General features: G+C 72.3%; 15 protein-coding genes. 10 read left to right on the top strand and 5 right to left on the bottom strand.

All coding sequences use genetic code 11. The features are described 5' to 3' along the window. Positions 1-23: 23 nt before the first annotated feature. Both ACH4SI_RS40780 and yicI read left to right on the top strand, forming a co-directional pair. Positions 24-788: a carbohydrate ABC transporter permease gene (locus tag ACH4SI_RS40780; RefSeq protein WP_398305703.1), complete on the top strand. Its 765-nt coding sequence runs from the start codon at positions 24-26 to the stop codon at positions 786-788. A 15-nt stretch (positions 789-803) separates the two neighbouring features. Continuing rightward, positions 804-3,101, top strand: coding sequence for an alpha-xylosidase (gene yicI, locus ACH4SI_RS40775; RefSeq protein WP_398305669.1), 2,298 nt, complete (start codon positions 804-806; stop codon positions 3,099-3,101). On the opposite strand, the gene dacB is transcribed toward yicI, so the two are convergent. Then, positions 3,082-4,644, bottom strand: coding sequence for a D-alanyl-D-alanine carboxypeptidase/D-alanyl-D-alanine-endopeptidase (gene dacB / locus ACH4SI_RS40770; RefSeq protein WP_398305666.1), 1,563 nt, complete (start codon positions 4,642-4,644; stop codon positions 3,082-3,084). The two genes, yicI and dacB, sit on opposite strands and share 20 nt — an antisense overlap. A 126-nt stretch (positions 4,645-4,770) precedes the next feature. On the opposite strand from dacB, the gene ACH4SI_RS40765 reads away from it, so the two are divergent. Beyond that, a complete protein-coding gene (locus ACH4SI_RS40765) occupies positions 4,771-5,178 on the top strand; it encodes a DUF3592 domain-containing protein (protein ID WP_398305663.1) in 408 nt (135 codons plus the stop codon). Between the two features lie 9 nt (positions 5,179-5,187). Here ACH4SI_RS40765 and ACH4SI_RS40760 read toward each other — a convergent pair whose 3' ends face one another. Beyond that, complete coding sequence (locus ACH4SI_RS40760; RefSeq protein ID WP_398305660.1) at positions 5,188-5,622, bottom strand: glutaredoxin domain-containing protein; 435 nt, start codon at positions 5,620-5,622, stop codon at positions 5,188-5,190. A 3-nt stretch (positions 5,623-5,625) separates the two neighbouring features. Then, complete coding sequence (locus ACH4SI_RS40755) at positions 5,626-6,270, bottom strand: TetR/AcrR family transcriptional regulator (RefSeq protein WP_398305657.1); 645 nt, start codon at positions 6,268-6,270, stop codon at positions 5,626-5,628. Positions 6,271-6,366: 96 nt separating this feature from the next. Between ACH4SI_RS40755 and ACH4SI_RS40750 the strand changes: the two genes are divergently transcribed. Continuing rightward, entirely contained in the window at positions 6,367-7,293 is a 927-nt protein-coding gene (locus ACH4SI_RS40750) for a zinc-binding dehydrogenase (protein WP_398305654.1), read from the top strand. Between the two features lie 67 nt (positions 7,294-7,360). Continuing rightward, a complete protein-coding gene (locus ACH4SI_RS40745; protein ID WP_398305651.1) occupies positions 7,361-8,674 on the top strand; it encodes a PQQ-binding-like beta-propeller repeat protein in 1,314 nt (437 codons plus the stop codon). Here the strand turns inward: ACH4SI_RS40745 and ACH4SI_RS40740 are convergent. After that, positions 8,656-9,195, bottom strand: coding sequence for a GNAT family N-acetyltransferase (locus tag ACH4SI_RS40740; protein ID WP_398305648.1), 540 nt, complete (start codon positions 9,193-9,195; stop codon positions 8,656-8,658). The genes ACH4SI_RS40745 and ACH4SI_RS40740 overlap by 19 nt on opposite strands. Further along, positions 9,192-10,427: an XRE family transcriptional regulator gene (locus ACH4SI_RS40735; protein WP_398305645.1), complete on the bottom strand. Its 1,236-nt coding sequence runs from the start codon at positions 10,425-10,427 to the stop codon at positions 9,192-9,194. The genes ACH4SI_RS40740 and ACH4SI_RS40735 overlap by 4 nt, the downstream gene beginning before the upstream one ends. A gap of 218 nt (positions 10,428-10,645) precedes the next feature. Between ACH4SI_RS40735 and tgmA the strand changes: the two genes are divergently transcribed. The 5 genes from tgmA (at position 10,646) to ACH4SI_RS40710 (ending at position 18,556) form a co-directional block, all read left to right on the top strand. Continuing rightward, positions 10,646-11,365, top strand: coding sequence for a putative ATP-grasp-modified RiPP (gene tgmA / locus ACH4SI_RS40730; RefSeq protein ID WP_398305642.1), 720 nt, complete (start codon positions 10,646-10,648; stop codon positions 11,363-11,365). An 8-nt stretch (positions 11,366-11,373) separates the two neighbouring features. Next, a complete protein-coding gene (gene tgmB / locus ACH4SI_RS40725) occupies positions 11,374-12,363 on the top strand; it encodes an ATP-grasp ribosomal peptide maturase (RefSeq protein ID WP_398305639.1) in 990 nt (329 codons plus the stop codon). Continuing rightward, on the top strand, positions 12,341-13,516 hold the full coding sequence (gene tgmC / locus ACH4SI_RS40720) for an ATP-grasp peptide maturase system methyltransferase (RefSeq protein ID WP_398305636.1): 1,176 nt from the start codon (positions 12,341-12,343) through the stop codon (positions 13,514-13,516). The genes tgmB and tgmC overlap by 23 nt, the downstream gene beginning before the upstream one ends. 103 nt (positions 13,517-13,619) lie before the next feature. Beyond that, positions 13,620-14,039 carry a hypothetical protein gene (locus ACH4SI_RS40715; protein ID WP_398305634.1) on the top strand — a complete coding sequence of 140 codons (420 nt, stop codon included), beginning with the start codon at positions 13,620-13,622 and terminating at the stop codon, positions 14,037-14,039. Then, entirely contained in the window at positions 14,036-18,556 is a 4,521-nt protein-coding gene (locus ACH4SI_RS40710) for a caspase family protein (protein WP_398305631.1), read from the top strand. Before ACH4SI_RS40715 ends, ACH4SI_RS40710 begins: the two co-directional genes overlap by 4 nt. The last annotated feature ends 20 nt before the right edge of the window (positions 18,557-18,576 follow it).

The following is an 18,576-nucleotide window of genomic DNA, read 5'->3' as shown; positions in this document are numbered from 1 at the left end:
CGCTGATCGTGGCGGCCGTCCTCATGGTGCTGCCGTTCCTGGTGGTGGCACTCAACGCGGTCAAGTCGCCCGCCGAGTACTCCGCGAACGGGCCGCTGAGCCTCCCCGAGGGGTTCTACCTGGACGGGATCGAGGACTTCTGGGAGCGGGTCGACTTCGGGCAGAAGCTGATCAACTCCGTGCTGATCTCGGGCTCGGTGGCGATCGGCGCCGCCGTGCTGTCCGTGCTCAACGCGTACGCCATCGGCATCGGCCGGGTGAAGGGCCGCCCCTGGGTGCTGGCCTTCTTCGTGCTGGCGAACATGCTGCCGCAGGAGGCGCTGGTCTACCCCGTCTACTACCTGTCCAAGCAGGTGGGGCTGTACGACACCCGGCTGAGCGTGATCCTCGTCTTCATCGTCATCCAGGCCGCGTTCGGCACCTATCTGCTCTCCTCCGTCCTCGGCGCCTTCCCCCGGGAGATCGTCGAGGCGGCCCGGATCGACGGCGCGAACAAGTGGCAGGTGCTGTGGCGGGTGGTGGTTCCGGTCAGCCGCCCCACCATCGGGGTGCTGCTGGTGTTCTTCTTCATCTGGACCTGGAACGAGTTCCTGCTGCCGCTGGTGATGCTGATCTCCAACGACAACCAGACGGTGTCGGTCGCCCTCGGCGTCCTCCAGGGCCAGCGGCTGATGGACGCCACCATGACCAACGCGGCCGCCCTGCTCGGCGTGGTCCCCGCGATCATCTTCTTCCTGATCTTCCAGCGGACCCTGACCCGCGGCATCGCCGCGGGCGCGGTCAAGTGACGAGGAGGGCCCCGCATGAAGTTCAGCGACGGCTACTGGCTGCTGCGCGAGGGCGTCACCGCCGGGTATCCGGCCGGCGTCCTGGACGTGGAGACCGGCCCCGGCAGCCTCACCGTGCACGCCCCCACCCATCCGGTCCGCCACCGCGGCGACCTCCTCAAGGGCCCGGTCCTCAGCCTGACCTGCACCGCGCCGATGCCAGGGGTGATCGGGGTCCGGCTCGCCCACTTCGCGGGCGGGGCCGAGCGGGGCCCGTCGTTCGAGCTGGCCGATGGCTCGTACGGGGAGGTGTCCTGCGACGAGGACGAGGCCCGGCTCACCTCCGGCGCCCTCACCGTGCGCATCGCCCGCACCGGCCCCTGGCGCGTCGCCTTCGAGGCGGAGGGGCGCACGCTCACCAGCAGCGGGCCGAAGGACGCGGGCATCATGGAGACCGCCGACGGCCACCACTATCTGCGCGAGCGGCTGACCCTGCGCGTCGGCACCTCCGCGTACGGCCTCGGCGAGCGCTTCGGCCCGCTGGTGAAGAACGGCCAGACCGTCGACATCTGGAACGCCGACGGCGGCACCGCCACCGAACAGGCCTACAAGAACGTCCCCTTCTACCTCACCGACGCGGGCTACGGCGTCTTCGTCGACCACCCCGGCAAGGTCTCCTTCGAGGTCGGCTCGGAGGCGGTCTCCCGCGTCCAGTTCAGCGCCGAGTGCCAGGAACTGACGTACTACGTCATCCACGGGCCCACGCCCAAGGAGATCCTCCGGAAGTACACCGCCCTCACCGGCCGCCCCGCGCTGCCGCCCGCCTGGTCCTTCGGGCTGTGGCTGTCCACGTCCTTTACCACCTCCTACGACGAGGAGACGGTCACCGGCTTCGTCGACGGCATGGCACAGCGCGAGCTGCCGCTGTCCGTCTTCCACTTCGACTGCTTCTGGATGCGCGAGCACCACTGGTGCGACTTCACCTGGGATCCGCGCGTCTTCCCCGACCCGGCGGGCATGCTGCGGCGGCTGCGCGAGAAGGGCCTGCGCGTCTGCGTGTGGATCAACCCGTACATCGCGCAGCGCTCCCCGCTCTTCGCCGAGGGCAAGGCGGCCGGTCATCTGCTGAAGCGGCCGGACGGCTCCGTATGGCAGTGGGACCTGTGGCAGCCCGGCATGGCCCTGGTCGACTTCACCAGCCCCGCCGCCCGGACCTGGTACGCCGGGAAGCTGACCGCGCTCCTCGACATGGGCGTGGACTGCTTCAAGACCGACTTCGGCGAGCGCGTGCCGTTGGACGTGGTGTACGCGGACGGCTCCGACCCGGAGCGGATGCACAACTACTACACCCACCTCTACAACCGCACCGTCTTCGAGGCGCTGCGCGAGCGGCGGGGGGAGCGGGAGGCCGTCGTCTTCGCGCGCTCCGCGACCGCGGGCGGCCAGCGGTACCCGGTGCACTGGGGCGGCGACTGCGAGTCCACGTACGAGGCGATGGCCGAATCGCTGCGCGGTGGGCTCTCCCTCGGTCTTTCCGGCTTCGGCTTCTGGAGCCATGACATCGGCGGCTTCGAGGGCACCCCCGACCCCGCGCTCTTCAAGCGGTGGATCGCCTTCGGGCTGCTGTCCTCGCACAGCAGGCTGCACGGCTCGTCCTCCTACCGCGTTCCGTGGCACTTCGACGAGGAGTCGGTCGCGGGCTTACGCTTCTTCACCCGGCTCAAGCTGCGGCTGATGCCGTACCTGTACGAGGCGGCGCGGCAGGCGCACGGCGAGGGCGTGCCGGTGATGCGCGCCATGGTCCTCGAATTCCCCGGCGACCCGGGGTGCGCGGGTCTGGACCGGCAGTACATGCTCGGCGGCGATCTGCTGGTCGCGCCGGTCTTCGACGACGGGGGCGAGGTCGCGTACTACGTCCCGGAGGGGGTGTGGACGCATGTGCTGAGCGGCCGGACCGTGCGCGGCCCGCGCTGGGTGCGTGAGCGGCACGGCTTCCTGAGCGTGCCGCTGCTGGCCCGGCCGGGCTCGGTCATCCCGTTCGGCGCGGCCTACGACCGGCCGGACGCCGACTGGGCGGACGGCGTCACGCTGCGGGTGTACGAACCCTCCGCCCTGCCCGGCACCGGGGTCACCGTGCGGATCCCGGCCCCGGACGGCTCGACGGCCGCCGCGTTCACCGTCGTACGGGACGGGGAGACCCTGCGCGTCGAGGCCGACCGGTCCCGCCGCGGGCCCTCGGCGCCCTGGCGCGTGGAGGTGGTGGGCGGGCCGTCCGCCGACGCGGAGGCGGGGACGGCCGCCCTCACCCTGGCGCTCAGCAGCGCCGGGGCTTGATCCAGGAGCACTCCAGGTCCGCTGTGGTTTCACCGCGTACGGCCCGGGGCCGCACCCCTTCGGTGCGGCCCTCGCCGGACTTCGCGAGCGTCACCACGATCGCGTCCTCCAGGCTCTTCACCGACGGGGAGAGGTAGTTGTTGAGAACGACGCTGTAGACCAGCTCCCGGCCGTCCGCGTCGGTGACGTACCCGGAGAGCCCGGAGGCGCCGGTCAGGCTGCCGGTCTTGCCGCGCGCGTTGCCCGCGGCCGGGGTACCGCACATGCGCGAGCGCAGCGTGCCGCCGACGAAGCGGTCCGGGGCGCAGGCCACCGGCAGCGAGGCGTACCAGTCCGCGTACCAGGGCTGGTGACGGACCGCCAGCAGCAGCTCGGTGAGCTGCCCGGCCGCGATGTTGTCCATCCGGGACAGCCCGGAGCCGTCGACCTGGCGCACCGCTCCGGTGTCCACGCCCAGCTTCTTGAGGTGGTCGGCGATGGCGGCCAGGCCCGCGTCCCAGGTCCCGCGCCCCGCCGTCTCGTAGCCGATGGCCTTGGTGAGCACCTCGGCGTGGATGTTGTTCGACAGCTTCATGAACGGGATCAGCAGCTTCTTGAGCGGCATCGAGCGGTGCGCGGCGAGCGGACGGGCGTCCGGCGGGGTGGCCGTGCCGAGCCTCGTGGCCCCCGCGACGCGCACCCCATGCTTCGTGAGCGCATCGGCGAACACGGCGGCCGCGTACCCGGTGGGCTCCCAGACGCTGACCCACTCCTTGGCCACCGGGGCCCCGGCCGCGATGGCGCCGCTGACGGTGATGGTGTTGGTGCCGTGCTGCCGTTCGACCGTGAGGCCGCCGCTTCCGGTGGTCGCCCGGTTGTCGATACGGACGTACGCGGTCCGGGGCGTCACCGTGACCTTCGGCCGCTCCCCCGCCGCCGCTCCGGGCGCGACCTCGACGATGACGCTGCCCGCGTCGTAGTCGGTGTCGGGGGCGACGGTGAGCGGCGAGATCTGCGCCGCGTAGTACGAGGACTCGTCGTCGGCGGCCCAGGAGCGGCCCGCGCGCTGCGCGTCGAACCGGGTGTCGTCGGCGACCAGCCGTCCGGTGACCCGGCTGATCCCCGCGTCGGCGACGTCCTTCGCCAGGCTGTCGTAGTCCTTGGCGAGCATGGTCGGGTCGCCGGTGCCCCGCAGATACAGATCGCCGCGTAACGTCCGGCCGTGTCGGGTGCCCTCGCCCAGGACATCGGTCCGGAAGGTGTGGTCGGGCCCGAGCAGCCCCATGGCGGCGGCCGAGGTGAACAGCTTGGTGTTGGAGGCGGGCATCAGCCGGTCGTCGGCCCGGTGCCGGTACAGCACGGCGCCGGAGTCGGCGTCCGCCACCACCACCCCGGCCGCCCCGCCCCTCAGCAGGGGGTCGTCAAGAATCCTGTCGACGGCCTCACCGAACCCGGCGGCGGAGGGGTCGGCCCCGGCCGGTGAACTCCAGGTGAGGGTACAGACCAGCCCGATGACGAGGGGCCAGCTCCAGGCGCGCGCACGACGGTTCAGGGGTCTCTTCATGCGACGGCAGGATCCCGCACCGGGTCGCCGCGCAACAGACCGCCTCCGGGCGGCAACCGAAGCTCCGGATCACCGCGTCCCTTGTGCCGGGAGGGGGAATCGAGCACGACGAGAGGCGAACCACCGATGGCTGTGCCCGGAGCCGAACCGCTGTGCGTTGCGGTCGGCCTGTTCCTCTACGCCTGTGCCCTGCGCGACGCCCGTCTGGTGCGGCGGCTGCGCCGCGAGGGGGTGCGTACGCAGGGGCTGGTGGTCGCCAACGTCGTGGACCACCAGTCCCAGAACCGGAATCCGACCCAGACGCCGATCATCCGGTTCCACGACCATCAGGGCTACGAGGTGGAGTTCAAGACCGCGATCCAGGGCGTCGGCCTGGGGCTGGCGACCGGCCGGACGGTGGACGTGATGTACCTCCCGAGCGAGTCGCAGAAGGCCCGGGTATGGATGCGGCGCCACATAGTGGGTCCGATGGCGGGCCTGGCCCTGGGCGGCACGCTCTTCCTCGGCTTCGGCTTGGTGATCGTCCTCAGCTGACGACCGCCGTCACACCGCGCCGGAGAGCTGTTCGCGTACCCATGCGGGATCCGGGTTGGTGTGCGGCCGGCCCGCCACGACGACCGTCGGCACGGTCTCGTTGCCGTCGTTGGCCGCCCTCACCACTGCCGCTCCCTCCGGGTCGCGCCAGATGTCGACCCAATGCGCCCGGCGGGCGCCACGGCCCAGCCGGGTGCGCAGCCGGAGGCAGTACGCGCAACCCGGCCGCCAGTAGACGACGGGCCGGCCGTCGGCCGCGCTGCGGCGCTGCGCCTCCAGCGCGCCGATCGACCTCGGGAAGACGAGCGGCGAGTGGGCGCCAGCGAGCAGCACGAACACCAGCAGGAGCGCGGCGGCCTCGCCGACGCTCCCCCGGAAGATCAGCCCGGTCGCGATCGCGGAGCCGCAGAGCACCAGCAGCGTCGGCAGGGTCCAAGCGCGCATCGGTCAGCCCTCCACGGACATCGTGAGGCTGCCCGGCAGGGCGGCGACGGCCTCGCGGAGGCGGGCGCCCAGGTCGGGCGTGGCCGGGGACGCGGCACCGCCTGCCTGGGCCACCCAGCCCGCCGTCGCGCAGTGGTGCGCGGCGATCAGCATGTCCACGGCCAGCCGGGGGCGTACGTCGCCCTCGCCCCCCAGACCGAACCGGCGGCACAGGATCTCCAGCGCCCCCTGGGTCGCGGCCTCGCAGAACTGCAGTCCGTGCGCGGCCATCGAGGGCGTCCGCTCGGCCAGCCGGCGGCTGAGCACGACCCGGCGGGCCCAGCCCTCGTCGTCCATGCGGCCCAGCGCGGCCAGCAGCGCGTCCCGCCCCAGCTCCACCAGCGTCCGTTGGCCCGGGGCCACGGTCTCCAGCTCCTCCAGGAAGGCCCGCCAAAGGTCCTGTTCGGGGGCCATCGCGACGTCTTCCTTGCTGGTGAAGTACCGGAAGAACGTGCGCTTGGAGACCTCCACCTCCTCGCACAGCTCATCCAGCGTGACGCCGCCGAAGCCGCGCTCGGTGAACAGCTCCAGCGCGGTGTCGATCAGCGCCTGACGGGTGCGCCGCTTCTTGCGTTCGCGCAGCGACGGGGTGGGGACGGGGGCAGTCACGACGACGAGTCTACGCGAACGCGAATGCCACTTGCACGCTTCTGCCACTGAGTGGCATAAATAAGTCCTCACCCCCTTCCGGAAGGCACAACCCCCATGCGCGCCCTGCTCGTCGACAGCTCCACCCCCTCCGGACTCCGCCTCGGCGAGACCGCCGACCCCGAACCCGCCCGGCACGAAGCACTCGTCCGGGTGACCGCCACGTCCCTCAACTACGGCGAGGTCGCCCACCGCAAGGAGGCCCCCGAGGGCACGGTGCTCGGCTGGGACGCCGCCGGGGTGATCGAACGCGCCGCCGCCGACGGCTCCGGTCCCGCCGTCGGCACCCCCGTCGTCACGCTCGGCGAAGCCGGCGGATGGGCCGAACTGCGCGCCGTACACACCGGCATGCTCGGCGTCCCACCCACCGGCGCCGACCCGGGCGCACTCAGCACCCTCCCGGTCGCGGGAGCCAGCGCACTACGCGCCCTCCGCCGGATCGGCGACACCCTCGGCCGCCGCATCCTGGTCACGGGCGCCACCGGCGGCGTCGGCCGGTACGCCGTCCAACTCGCCCGCCTCGGCGGCGCGTACGTCATCGCCACCACCGGCGACCCGGGCGCCCACGGCGACGACCTGCGCGCCCTCGGCGCCCACCAGGTGGTCACCGAACCGGCGGATGTCGCCGAACCGGTACACGGCGTGGTGGACCTCGTAGGCGGCCCCCAGCTGGTGGCGGCGTACGACACCCTCGCCGCGCACGGCACCCTGGTCTCCGTCGGCCATGTCACCGGCCAGCCCGAGACGTTCCCCTTCGGCGCCCTCTACGGAGACGCGGGGCGCCACGACCGTTCGATCGTCACCTTCTACCTGCTGGAACGCCCCGACATCGGCCCGGACCTGACCTGGCTCGCCCACCGCCTCGCGGCGGGCGACCTGGACCCACAGATCGCCTGGCGCGGCGGCTGGGACCGGGCGGCCGAAGCCATCGCGGCCCTCCTGGACCGCCGCCTCCACGGCAAGGCCGTCCTGAAGATCGGCTGACTGAACGGTCCCCGGTGCGGGCTGCTTTACTGTCCCCCGTCAAGTAGATCTACGGGGGAGGGACCACATGGGGTTCCACAGGGCTGTCCTGCACACCGCGGCAGCCGCCGCTCTCGCAGCGGCGCTGACCGCCTGCGGTTCGGGCGGGGACGCGGACGGGCCGAAAGGCAAGGATGAGGCGAGCGAGGCGGCGGGCGGCGACAAGAGCCCCGTCCTCAAGCACTACGCGGCACCGCTGAAGTTCTCCACCGCCAAGCCGATCGCACTGCCCGAATCGGGGGGTTCGACGGACACGGGCCTGGGCGCGGCGGCGCAGAACACGCTCCCGGTGACCCTCCACAAGGGAACGGCGTTCATCGCCCGGCCCGACGGACTGGAGGTCGCCAGCGGGCACGTCGCCAGCGACCCGGTCCGCATCACCCCTGAGCACGGGGCCGTCGGGAAGGCGGGCGACACCCACTCCAAGGCACCGTTCATCACCTCCGCGGGCGGCAAGACCGTGGCGCTCAGCGCCTTGGTGACCGAGGTGCCGGGCTCCGGCACGAGCAAGGGCCACGACCTGGTGGAACTGATGGCCACGGACACCGCGAACGCCACCAAGCCCTGGTTCACGGAGATCCCGCTGTCCGGAGGCGGCGAGTTCTCCGACGGCCGCACGGACGCCGCCGTGGTCGGGCGCAGCGGCGACACGGTCGTCGTCCTCGGCGCCGGTCAGCTCTTCGGCGTGGACATCAACACCCACAAACGGGTGTGGACCGCGCCGGGCGACACGTACGCGACGAACGCCGTCGTCGCCGGGGACCGCGTCGTCGCGGTGCGCGGGGACGGCCTGGGTGACAAGAAGGTCGTGGGACTCAACGCCGCCACCGGCCGGCAGTCCTGGGTCTCCCCGCGGGTGACCGCGCAGATGTCCTCCGACGGTCTCTACGCGATCGGCCCCGACACCGTCATGACCTTCGAGTACGCGACCGGCACCGACAACCGGCACTACCTCCTCGACGCCACAGACGGCTCGGTGCGCAAGATGCTCCCCGAGGGATCCCCCGCCATGGACTGCGGCTACGACGGCGCCTCCGTCACCGTGTGCACCGGCGACGGCCTGAGCGGCGACGGCTCGGTCGCCGCGTACGACGCCAAGAGCGGCAGGCAACTGTGGAAGCTGACCCATGACTCCGCCGACCGGATCCCGCCTCACGTGACCCTGGTCCGCAACGGACTGCTCTACGGCGTCACCAAGAACGGCCCCGTCGTCATGGACGCCCGGACTGGGCAGGACAAGGAGGACGCACCCGGCATCGCCCCGTACGCCTCGGACGGCTACGTCGGCCTGGGCATCGCCAAGGACGACGGCCGCGTCACCGCCTACCGCGCGACCGGCTGACGCACAGACCGCACCATCACCGTCAGGACCGGCGCCTCCGGCGACGACTGCGCGGTGCCCACCGCCCGGTATCCCCACGCCACGTAGCGGGCCTGCACCCTCCCGTCCTGGTTCTGCGGGTTCACCATCAACGAGGCCTGCGCCTCGGGCCGCCCGGCCAGCAGAACGTCATGCAGCCCGCGGGCGATCCCCCGCCTGCGCCACTGTTGGCGGACCATCATCTCCTTCACCGCCACGGTGGAAGCCCCCACAATCCTCGGTTCCGGCTCCGGGCGCGTACGGCGCCACCAGCGGTCGTCCGCTCCGGTGAGCCGGTTGGCGTAGAGGTAGCCGACCGGCTCGCCCGAGTCGTACGCCACCACGGCCTCCCACCCCGGCTCGGCGGCATGCCGGTGCAACCGCTCCCCGAACGCCTCGGGGGCGTAGTGCGGCAGGTGGAGCTTGTGCGCCCAGCACTCCTTGTAGATGCCCACCAGGTCATCCCACACGGACTCCACGTCGCCGATCCCGACGAGGTTCACACCGTCTTCCACTGCTGCTCCCACGAGTCGTAGACAGGCCCGGGAGCGATCCGGCGAAGGTCCCGGGTGAACGAGTCGAGCATGGACCGCACCCGGGGGTGCTCCACCGCGATGGAGACGGCGGTGGCCACGGCGCGCTCCGCCTCCCCCTGCCCGAGCTGGGCTCGGGCCAGGCGGGCGGTCGTGATGCCCCGGGAGCGGACGAGGTGGGGGCGGAACAGGGTGAGGGACGCGTGAGCCTGCGCCTCGGCCTCGGCCGGTCGGCCGACGGCCAGATACGCGGTGACGGCCAGGCTGTGCACCTCGGCTTCGTCGTAGAACGCGGTCAGCCATAGCGGCCGCCGCTCGCCATGATCAGCCCGGCGCATCGCGTCCCGGGCGCAGTCCAAGGCACGGTCCACACCTGCCTTGTCCCGTGCCAGACCGAGGATCGCGGCGTGCCGGGCGTGGCCCAGGGAAGCGAACAGCGGGTCGCGGCGGGTGATGGACAGGCGGCGGGCAACATCGTTGGCGTCGAGGGCGTCGGCCGGTCTGCCCAGATGGCGGTAGAGACTCCCCTTGTGGGACCAGATGCGGAACAGGATGGCCTGGTCACCGGACTCCTGGGCAAGGCTGGCCGCCCGCTCGTGATGCCGTAGAGCCGCATCGAATCGACGCCCGTCTGTGGCGGCCCACATGGCGCTGGACACGCAGGCGGCGGCCGTGGCGTAGAGGGCAAGCCTGACGCGCTGGGAGCACGCACCGCGCTGCCGCAGGGCAACGGCTTCATCGGCCAGGGCCAGGGCAGCGGCCTCGGTTTGCCGTTCCCCGCCCTTCTTGTGGTCGGCGGCAACGAGCTTGGCGAAGCGGCCTTGCAGGGCGCGCACATCGGTCATGCCGACGCGATATGGGGCAGCGGGAACCGGTGCGGCGACGGCCGCGCCGAGGGCAACTCCTGTGGAGAGGGCTTGGCGACGGTTCACGTTGTCCTCCGGAACGGCGACAGAGGGACGACCCGGCGGGGGAACGAATCCCAGCTCGACCGGTTCCCGGCCCAGCGTCATGGTGAGGGCGCGGCGCTGGAGTTCATGGGGCCAACGGGTCTGACCGCTCAGCCACCGCCGCACCACCCGGTCACTGATACGGCCGGGCCTACCGGTCATCCGCTCGATGGCCTTGTTCAGCGCCTCGGCCAATTTCTCCTGCGTTAATCCAGCATCGTCCAGGGCGGTTTGGAGCGCTTGGTTCCCCATGCCCCCACGGTAGACACGCGGGCACAACCCACCAAGAAAACGGGTCAAGGGTGGGCAAAAAAGTCCGGGTGCGTGCGGCCTGGAAGGATCGCGTATGCCCTGAACCCGGAGCGCTCCCGCGCGTTGACTGATTGTCACGCGGAGCCAGGCCGCCCACGAGTACCCCCATTGCCCGGGACCTCCACGCTGCCCGGCCCACTCACCAGAAGGCCGACGAAATGACCACGATGATGATCAGCAGCTACTCACCACTCACCCCCACCGGCACAGGCCACCCGGCGTACTCCCAGTCGCTCCCGTGCACCGACGAGTCCGTGGGCATCGCGCGCTTATCCGTCGCCGCGACCCTGCGCGCATGGGGGCTGGAGGCCCTGGTGGACGACGCCCGCCTGATCGCCTCGGAGCTGGCCACCAACGCGATCCGGCACGCTGCCCGCCACGCCCCCGACCCCGACCCCGACCCCGAGCAGTGCGGCAGCTTCCGCCTCAAGGTCGAACGCCCCGGCGACCACCTGGTACGCATCACGACGTTCGACCGGTCCCGGGCCGTCCCCCGCATCGTTCAGGCGAGCGACACCGCCGAGTCCGGGCGCGGCATGGCGGTGGTGGAAGCCCTCTCCTGCCGGTGGGGCATCACCCCCAAGCCATGGGGCAAGGGCGTCTGGGCGGAGTGCACGACCCGCACCGCTCCCAGCCGCCGCGCCCCGATCCGCCCCTGGGGCCTCCGCCGACTCGGTCCGTACCCCAGGGCGGCGGAGATGCCCTTCACCACCGTCACCATCGACCCGGACACCCAGACCGGCGTGTTCCGCGACCGCGACGGCCTGGTGGTCGAGATGGGCAGGCACGGCACCAGCTCCGCCACCTCGACATCGACCGTGACGAACCTGGACTCGCGCAACGACGCGGGCTCCGACCAGGACTCCCAACAGGACTGACAGCCTCGATGACCGACACGAAACCGGTCCTGGTGGTCACGGAACCGCTCGACATCACCGCCGACATGGTGATCACCCACCTCAACGAGCGCGGCGTCCCCGTGGTCCGCTTCAACCCGGCGGACCTCCCAGTCGCGGAGCTGACGGTCTCGGCTCGGTTCGGTGGCTGCCCGGCCTCCATCCCGGTGGCCGGGCAGCTCCGTACCCCGTCGAGGACCGTCGCCTTGGAGCACGTACGGGCGGTGTACTGGCGCCGTCCCGTCTGGCCCACCTTCGAGCACCTGAACACGGACGACGCACGCTATGCCGCCGCGCAGGTCCGCCACGGGCTCGCGGGCACGCTCCACGCCCTCGACGGCCCCCTGTGGGTCAACCACCCCGCCCGCAACGCGGCAGCCGACCACAAACCCGCCCAACTCGCCGCAGCCGCACGCCTCGGCCTCACCGTGCCCGCGACGCTGGTGACCAACGACCCGGATGAGGCACGCAGGTTCATCACGGCACACGGACCGGTGATCACCAAGACGCTGCGGTGGACCCCGTACGAGCGAGACGGCATCGGCCTGACGAGCTGGGCCGAGCCGGTCACCGCCGACGAAGTCGACGACACCGTGACGGCGGCGCCGCACCTGTTCCAGGCCCGTGTGGACAAGACAGCCGACCTCCGGGTGCTGGTCGTCGGCCGACAGTCGTTCGCCGTCCGTATCGACTCCAGCCTGCTGGACTGGCGCAAGGACTACTCCGCCCTGTCGTACAGCGTGGTAGACCTGCCGGATCGGCTGGAAAGAGCGCTGCTCGCCTTTCTCGACCGCTTCGATCTCCCCTCCGGCAGCTTCGATCTCGCCCTCGACCGCGACGGCGAACCCCACTTCCTGGAGCTGAACCCGAACGGCCAATGGGGGTGGTTGGAGGAGAAGACCGGCCTGCCGATGGCCGCCGCCTTCGCCGGCCTGCTCGCACAAGGAGACAGCACCGATGACGCCCGACACCGCCCCTGAGCGGCACGCCCTCGCCGACCGGCTCCAGGAGGCCAAGGTCCTCGCCCACCCGAAGTGGCGCGCAGCGGTCGAGGCCGTGCCCCGCGAACTGTTCCTCCGGCCCGGAGTGTTTCTGCCCACGGACGGCGGACGATGGCAGCCCGCCACCACGCTCGGCACCGCCCCGGAGGTATGGGCCGAGATCGCCCACCGGGACGAGTCCCTGGTGACGCAACTGGACGGCCACCTCACCGCCGACCAGGCAGTCGAGACCGTCCCCGGCGTGCCCACATCGTCGTCCACCACGCCCGTGACGGTCGTCGGCATGATCGAGGCCCTGGATGTCGAGGACGGTCACACCGTGCTGGAGATCGGCACCGGTACCGGCTACTCCACCGCCCTGATGTGCCACCGGCTCGGAGAGGACAACGTCACCACGATCGAAGTGGACCCGGGCGTGGCGGCCCGTGCGGATGCCGCCCTGGAAGCCGCCGGATACTCCACCTGGACCGTGACCGGTGACGGACTCCTCGGTCACCCCCGCCGCGCCCCTTACGACCGGGTCATCGCCACGTGCGCGGTGCGCCGCGTCCCCCACACCTGGGTACGCCAGACCACGCCGGGCGGCATCATCCTCACCACCCTCGCCCCCGGCTCGTGGGCGTACGGCACCGGGCTCGCCAAGGTCACCGTGAACGACGACGGCACGGCCGAGGGGCGGATCATCGGGGAGTCGTCGTTCATGCAGGCCCGCTCCCAGGCCGCCGTGCCGCTCGCCGGGGACCTGTCGGCGCGTACCGCGTACGCCGACAGCGAGCGCGAGGCGAAGGTGCCACCGACGCTGCTTGAGGAGTGGATGCCCGCCTTCCTCACCCAGCTCGCCGCACCCGGCGCCCAGCTCGTACGCGCCGTCCTGGGCGATGGCACCCCGCAGCTCTATCTATTCGACGCCGAGCGCGAATCCTTCGCCGCGTTCGCCGAGAACGGCTCCGGCTGGACCGTACGGCAAGGCGGTCCGGTGGCCCTGTGGGACGACATCGAGCGGGCGCTGATCGCCTGGCAGGCCGCCGGGCGCCCCGACATCAGCGCCATGCGGATCCGTATCACCCCCAGCTCCCACACGTACTGGATCGGCGACGGGCCCGCGTTGCGCTGGGAGCACCGCCTCGTCTGAGCGGGCCATCGGCAAGCATGGCGTGAACAGGTCTCTCTCTTCAGCCACCACTGCCACTACCCTCCCGGGGCAACCTACGCGAACCAGGCCACCGGGGGAGCCCATGCGTATCGGTTTGACCGTCCGTGCTGATGAGCGGGCCCCATCTCCGGATGCGGGCTCCGACGATCTGCGGCGCTGGCTGGCGGGCCAGCCGGGGCTGCGCGGCAGGGTGCGCAGAGCCACCGACTCCGGCCCGCCGCCGGGGGCCATGGGCGCGGGGACGGACGTGATCCTCGCGCTGCTGGAGCCCGGCGGCGTCGCCACGGTGTTGGCCGGTGCGGTGGTGACCTGGTTGCAGACCCGCCGCGGGGGCCGGACCGTCACCCTCACGCGGCCCGACGGTACGGAGATCACCGTCAGCTCCGCCGAGGTCGGGACGCTCGACCCGCAACAGGCGATTGAGCTGGCGGAGCGGCTGGCGGCCGCCCTGGAACAGGACGAAGGCGCGGACCCGGCCGACGGCCTGCCACCGGCGTCATGAGCGACGCCCGGCCCCTGCCCGGCACGTCCCCGACCGGTCTGGCCGCGCCGGGGGCCCGCGCGGTGCTGGTCGGGACCGGTGAGCATGTCGCGGGCTCCACCCTGCCGCCCTTGCCGAGCGTCGGGACCACACTGGAGGACCTGGAGCGGGTGCTGCGCGACGTCTGCGGCATGGCACACGTGCACCGGGTTGCGGCGGGCGCCGGGCAGGCGGAGGTCGTGGCCGCCGTGGAGGACGCCGTCGCCGAAGCCACCGGGCCGGTGCTCTTCGCGTACGTGGGCCACGGCATCCTCGGCCCGGGGGACGAGCTGTATCTCGCCACTCACGCCAGCCCGGCCGACGACCGGATCTCCGGCTCCGTCCCCTACCGGACCGTCAAGGATCTGCTCGGCGGGGCCCTGGGCGGCAGCGTGGTCGTGCTGGACTGCTGCTTCTCCGGCCGTGCCACGGCACCGGACGGACGCGAACCCAGCCCCTACGCCTCCGCACGCCCGGACGGCAGCTTCCTGATCACCTCCGCCTCGCAGTTCGCGCTCTCCTTCGCCCCCGAGGGCGCCCGGCACACGCTGTTCAGCGGGCGGCTGCTGCGCCTGCTGGAGGACGGCGACCCGGGCGGCCCGCCCTGGCTGACGGTCGAGTACCTGCACGGCGCGCTGGACCGTGCGTTCCGGGACGGGCCGGTACGTCCGCATGGGCAGAGCGAGGGCAGACTCGGCGGGCTCGTGGTGGCCCGTAACGCCGCCTACCGCCCCGATGCGGTGCCGCCCGGCGAGCCACCGGCCGATGTGCCGTGCCCGTACCCGGGCATGCGGTCGTTCGGGGCGGCCGACCAGGAGTGGTTCTTCGGACGCGAAGAGCTGACCGAACGGCTCGTGTCGGCCGTGTGCGATCCGTCGCGAGACCACCCGGTCGTACTCGTGGGCGCGTCGGGCTCGGGCAAGTCGTCGCTGCTGGGAGCGGGGCTGCTGGCGAGTCTGGAGGCCCGGCACGGTGCGGAACGCGACACGGTCCCCTGGCCCGCGCTGCTGCTGCCGGCCCCCGGCGCCGACCCGCTGCAGACCCTCGCCGAACGCTGGGCGTCGGCCACGGGACGGCGTCCGGAGGAGATACGGGAAGCCTTCGAAGAGGGCCGGTTCCCCGGTCCGGAGCCCGGCCGCCAGCCCTGCCGACTGCTCGTGGTCGACCAGTTCGAGGAGGTCTTCACCCGCTGCGAGGACGCCGAACGGCGAAGCCGCTTCATCCGGCTGCTGTGCGGGCCCCCGGACGAACCCGGTGACCCGGGCGACCGGCCCAGGGTGGTTCTGGCACTGCGCGCCGACCACTACGGCGACTGTCTGGCCCACCCGGAGCTGGTCGACGCCCTGGACCACGGGCAGTTCACCGTGGCGCCGATGGACCTGGACACCCTCCGCGCCGCCATCGAGCGCCCGGCGGCGCGGGCGGGCCTCGTCCTGGAGGACGGGCTCGTCGACCGGCTGCTGTCGGACCTGCGCCGGGACGGCGAGGACGGAACGGCGCGGGACGCGGCGGCCCCGTTCCTCGCGCATGTCCTCGTGGAGACGTGGCGGGAGCGCAGCGGAACGGTCCTGACCCTGGCGGGTTACCAGCGCACCGGCGGGATCTGGGAGTCCGTGACCACCTCGACCGACGCGCTGTACCAGGCATTACGGGAACCCGAGCGGCACGTCCTGCGCCGTCTGCTGCTGAGCATGGTGCACCTCACCTCGGCCGGTGAGGTGGTGCGCCGCGAGGTCGCCCCGGCGGACCTGCTGGGGGAAGGGGGCGCCGACGACGTACGGACCGTCTGGGACCATCTGCTCCGGACCCGGCTGGTCACCGTCGACCGTGAAGGCGCGCGGTTCTCCCACGACGCGCTGCTGCACGCCTGGCCCAGACTGCGGTCCTGGATCCGGGACGCCCACGCCGATCTGCTGGAGCACCAGCGGCTCGCCGAGTCGGCCGCCGTCTGGGAGGAGCACGACCGCAACCCGCACTACCTCTACGCCGGTTCACATCTGGATCAGGTCCGCGGGCGCCTGGACCCGGACCGCCCGGGGAACGCTCCCGGAATCGCGCTCACCACCGTCGAGCGGGAGTTCCTTGGGGCCGGGGCCGAGGCCGCACGGCGCGGCCGCCGCCTGCGCATGCTGTGGCGCGGCGTGGCCGCCTGCGTCGCGCTGCTGCTCGTCGCGATCGGCACGGTGGCCTACGTCGAACGGAGCGAGTCGAGGAAGCGGGCGGACGAGCTGGCCTCGAAGCGCGTCGCCGCCCAGGCCGACGCGCTGCGGGACGATGACCCTGTGACGGCGCTCGACCTGAGCCTGGCCGCCTACCGTCGCTCCCCGACCGTCGAAGCCCGCTCCGCCCTGCTGCGGTCGGCGCTCTCTCCCACGCCGCCGGTACCGCTGCGGGGGCACTCCCGCGAGGTGATCAACCTGGCGTACCGGGCGGGCGGAAAGGTGCTGGCCAGCTCGTCGACCGACGGCACGGTCCGCCTGTGGAACACGGCCAACCCCTACGGCCCGTTGCCGGGTTCCGTGCTCAGGGTGGGCAGGCCGGCGGCCATCGCCTGGCATCCGGACGGCCGATACCTCACCGCGAGCACCAGGGACGCGCTGTACGTGTGGAACGTCCGCGACGCCCGGCACCCCCGGCGCGTCGCCCGCGTGCCGGTGCGCGACGGCCGGGTCTTCGCGGCGGCCTTCAGCCCGGACGGCCGTACCCTCGCGGTCGGCGCGGAACACGGCCGGGTGTGGCTGTGGGACCTCCGCGACCCCCGGCACCCGGTCCGCACCGTGGTGGCGGGAACGAGGCGCGGAAAGCCCGTGGAAGCCGTCGCGTTCCAGCCCGGCGGCAAGGTCATGGCCACGGCGGTGGGAGACGGCACCGTGCAGCTGTGGAACACCGCGGACGCCCACCGCCCGAAACCGGGAAAGGTGCTGCGCAAGGCCCTCGTCCTGTCCCTGGCCTTCAGCCCGAACGGACGGCTGCTGGCGGGGGGCGGGGCGTCGGGGGAGGTCGCCGTCTGGAAGGTGACCGACCCGGAACGCCCCCACCGGTACCTCGGTACCGGGCCTATCACCTCCAAGGTCCTGACGTCGATCGCCTTCAGCCCGGACGGCCAGTACGCGGCGGCCTCCTCGTGGGACGGTACGCCGCATCTGTTCAACGTGCGGGACGAGACGTACTCCGATCCGCTGCTGGAGTCGGCCGCGCTGCCGCGCGCGGGCAAAGCCGCCGAGAGGGACCTCTCCCTCGCCTACCGCCCGGACGGACGCGGTATCGCCGTCGGCGGCTCCGACGGCCTCATCCACCTGTGGAACCCGCCACCGGACTCGGTCCCCGGCACCACCGACGCCGCGGGGTCGGTCAGCGGCTCCGCCTCCGACCCGCAGGGACGGTTCATCACCACCACGACCAGGGACCGTACGCACATCTGGCGGCTCGGCGAACCGGGCACGCCTCCGACCGAGGCCGCCACGCTCCCCCGGCCCTGGAACAAGGCGCGCTTTCTGCCGGGTGGACGGACGCTGATCGCCCAGAGCGCGGACTGGAAGCGGCTGGGGCTGTGGAGCTTCCGCGGCGGCCGTCTGCGCCCCGGATACGAGTTCCGCCCGGCCGCGCGTACGGAGCACACCCTGACCTTCGCCGTCGCTTCGCGGGGTGGTCTGCTGGCCGTGGCGGACCCGTCCGTCCGCACCGCGACCATCTGGGACATCCGCCATGCGGCGCGGCCGAAGCGACTCGGGCACGTACCCGTGCCCGAGGACGGGTTCGACCTGGCCTTCTCCGGCGGTGACCGGGTCTTCGCCGTGCTGTCCTCTACGGCCCAGTTCTGGGATCTCGCCGACCCCCGGCATCCGCGGCGCACCTCCCGTGTCGGCGCCGAGGACAAAGAGGTGCCCATGGGGATCAGCGCGAGCGACGGGCGGCGGGTCCTGGTCACCGACGCCGCAAAGGGCGGGGCGAAGCGGTCCGGTGTGTGGTCGGTGTCCGCGCGGGCCACGGCGCGCAGGCTCGGCACGGTCGACGCGGATGCCCTGAAACTGCGCCTCGTCTCCGGCCGACTGCTGGCGGGCATCTCCTCGTCCGGGCGGCCGGCCCTGTGGTCCGTGGACCATCTGAGGACCACGGTTCCCCTTCCGGGCCCGATCGACGCCATGAAGGAGCTGGCCTCCGACGGCAAGCTGCTGGTCGCGTGGTCGGACTACGGAGGGTTGGGGCTCTGGCGGCTGGCGCGGGACGGTTCACCTCCCGGAGACGCGGAGCTCCTCGCCCTCTCCCCCAGTTTCGGCAGTGCGTCCGTCAAGGACTTCACGGAGCAGGGGGACGCCATGGTCGTCTCGCCGAGCACCGGCTTCTCCCCGATGCCCGCGCTGGGAGCGGGGACGGTCCTGGTGAGCGTCGACTTCCCGCGGCTGAGCGACAGGCTCTGCTCGGTCCGCCGCACGGCGACCCCGGGCGACCGCTGGCACCGGCTCTTCCCGGACCTCGACTACCGGGACCCCTGCGGCTGACGGGCACCGGCCCCGAACAC

Source organism: Streptomyces sp. NPDC021212, from assembly GCF_044332925.1.
GTDB lineage: Bacteria > Actinomycetota > Actinomycetes > Streptomycetales > Streptomycetaceae > Streptomyces.
This window is presented reverse-complemented; position numbering and strand designations above follow the sequence as displayed.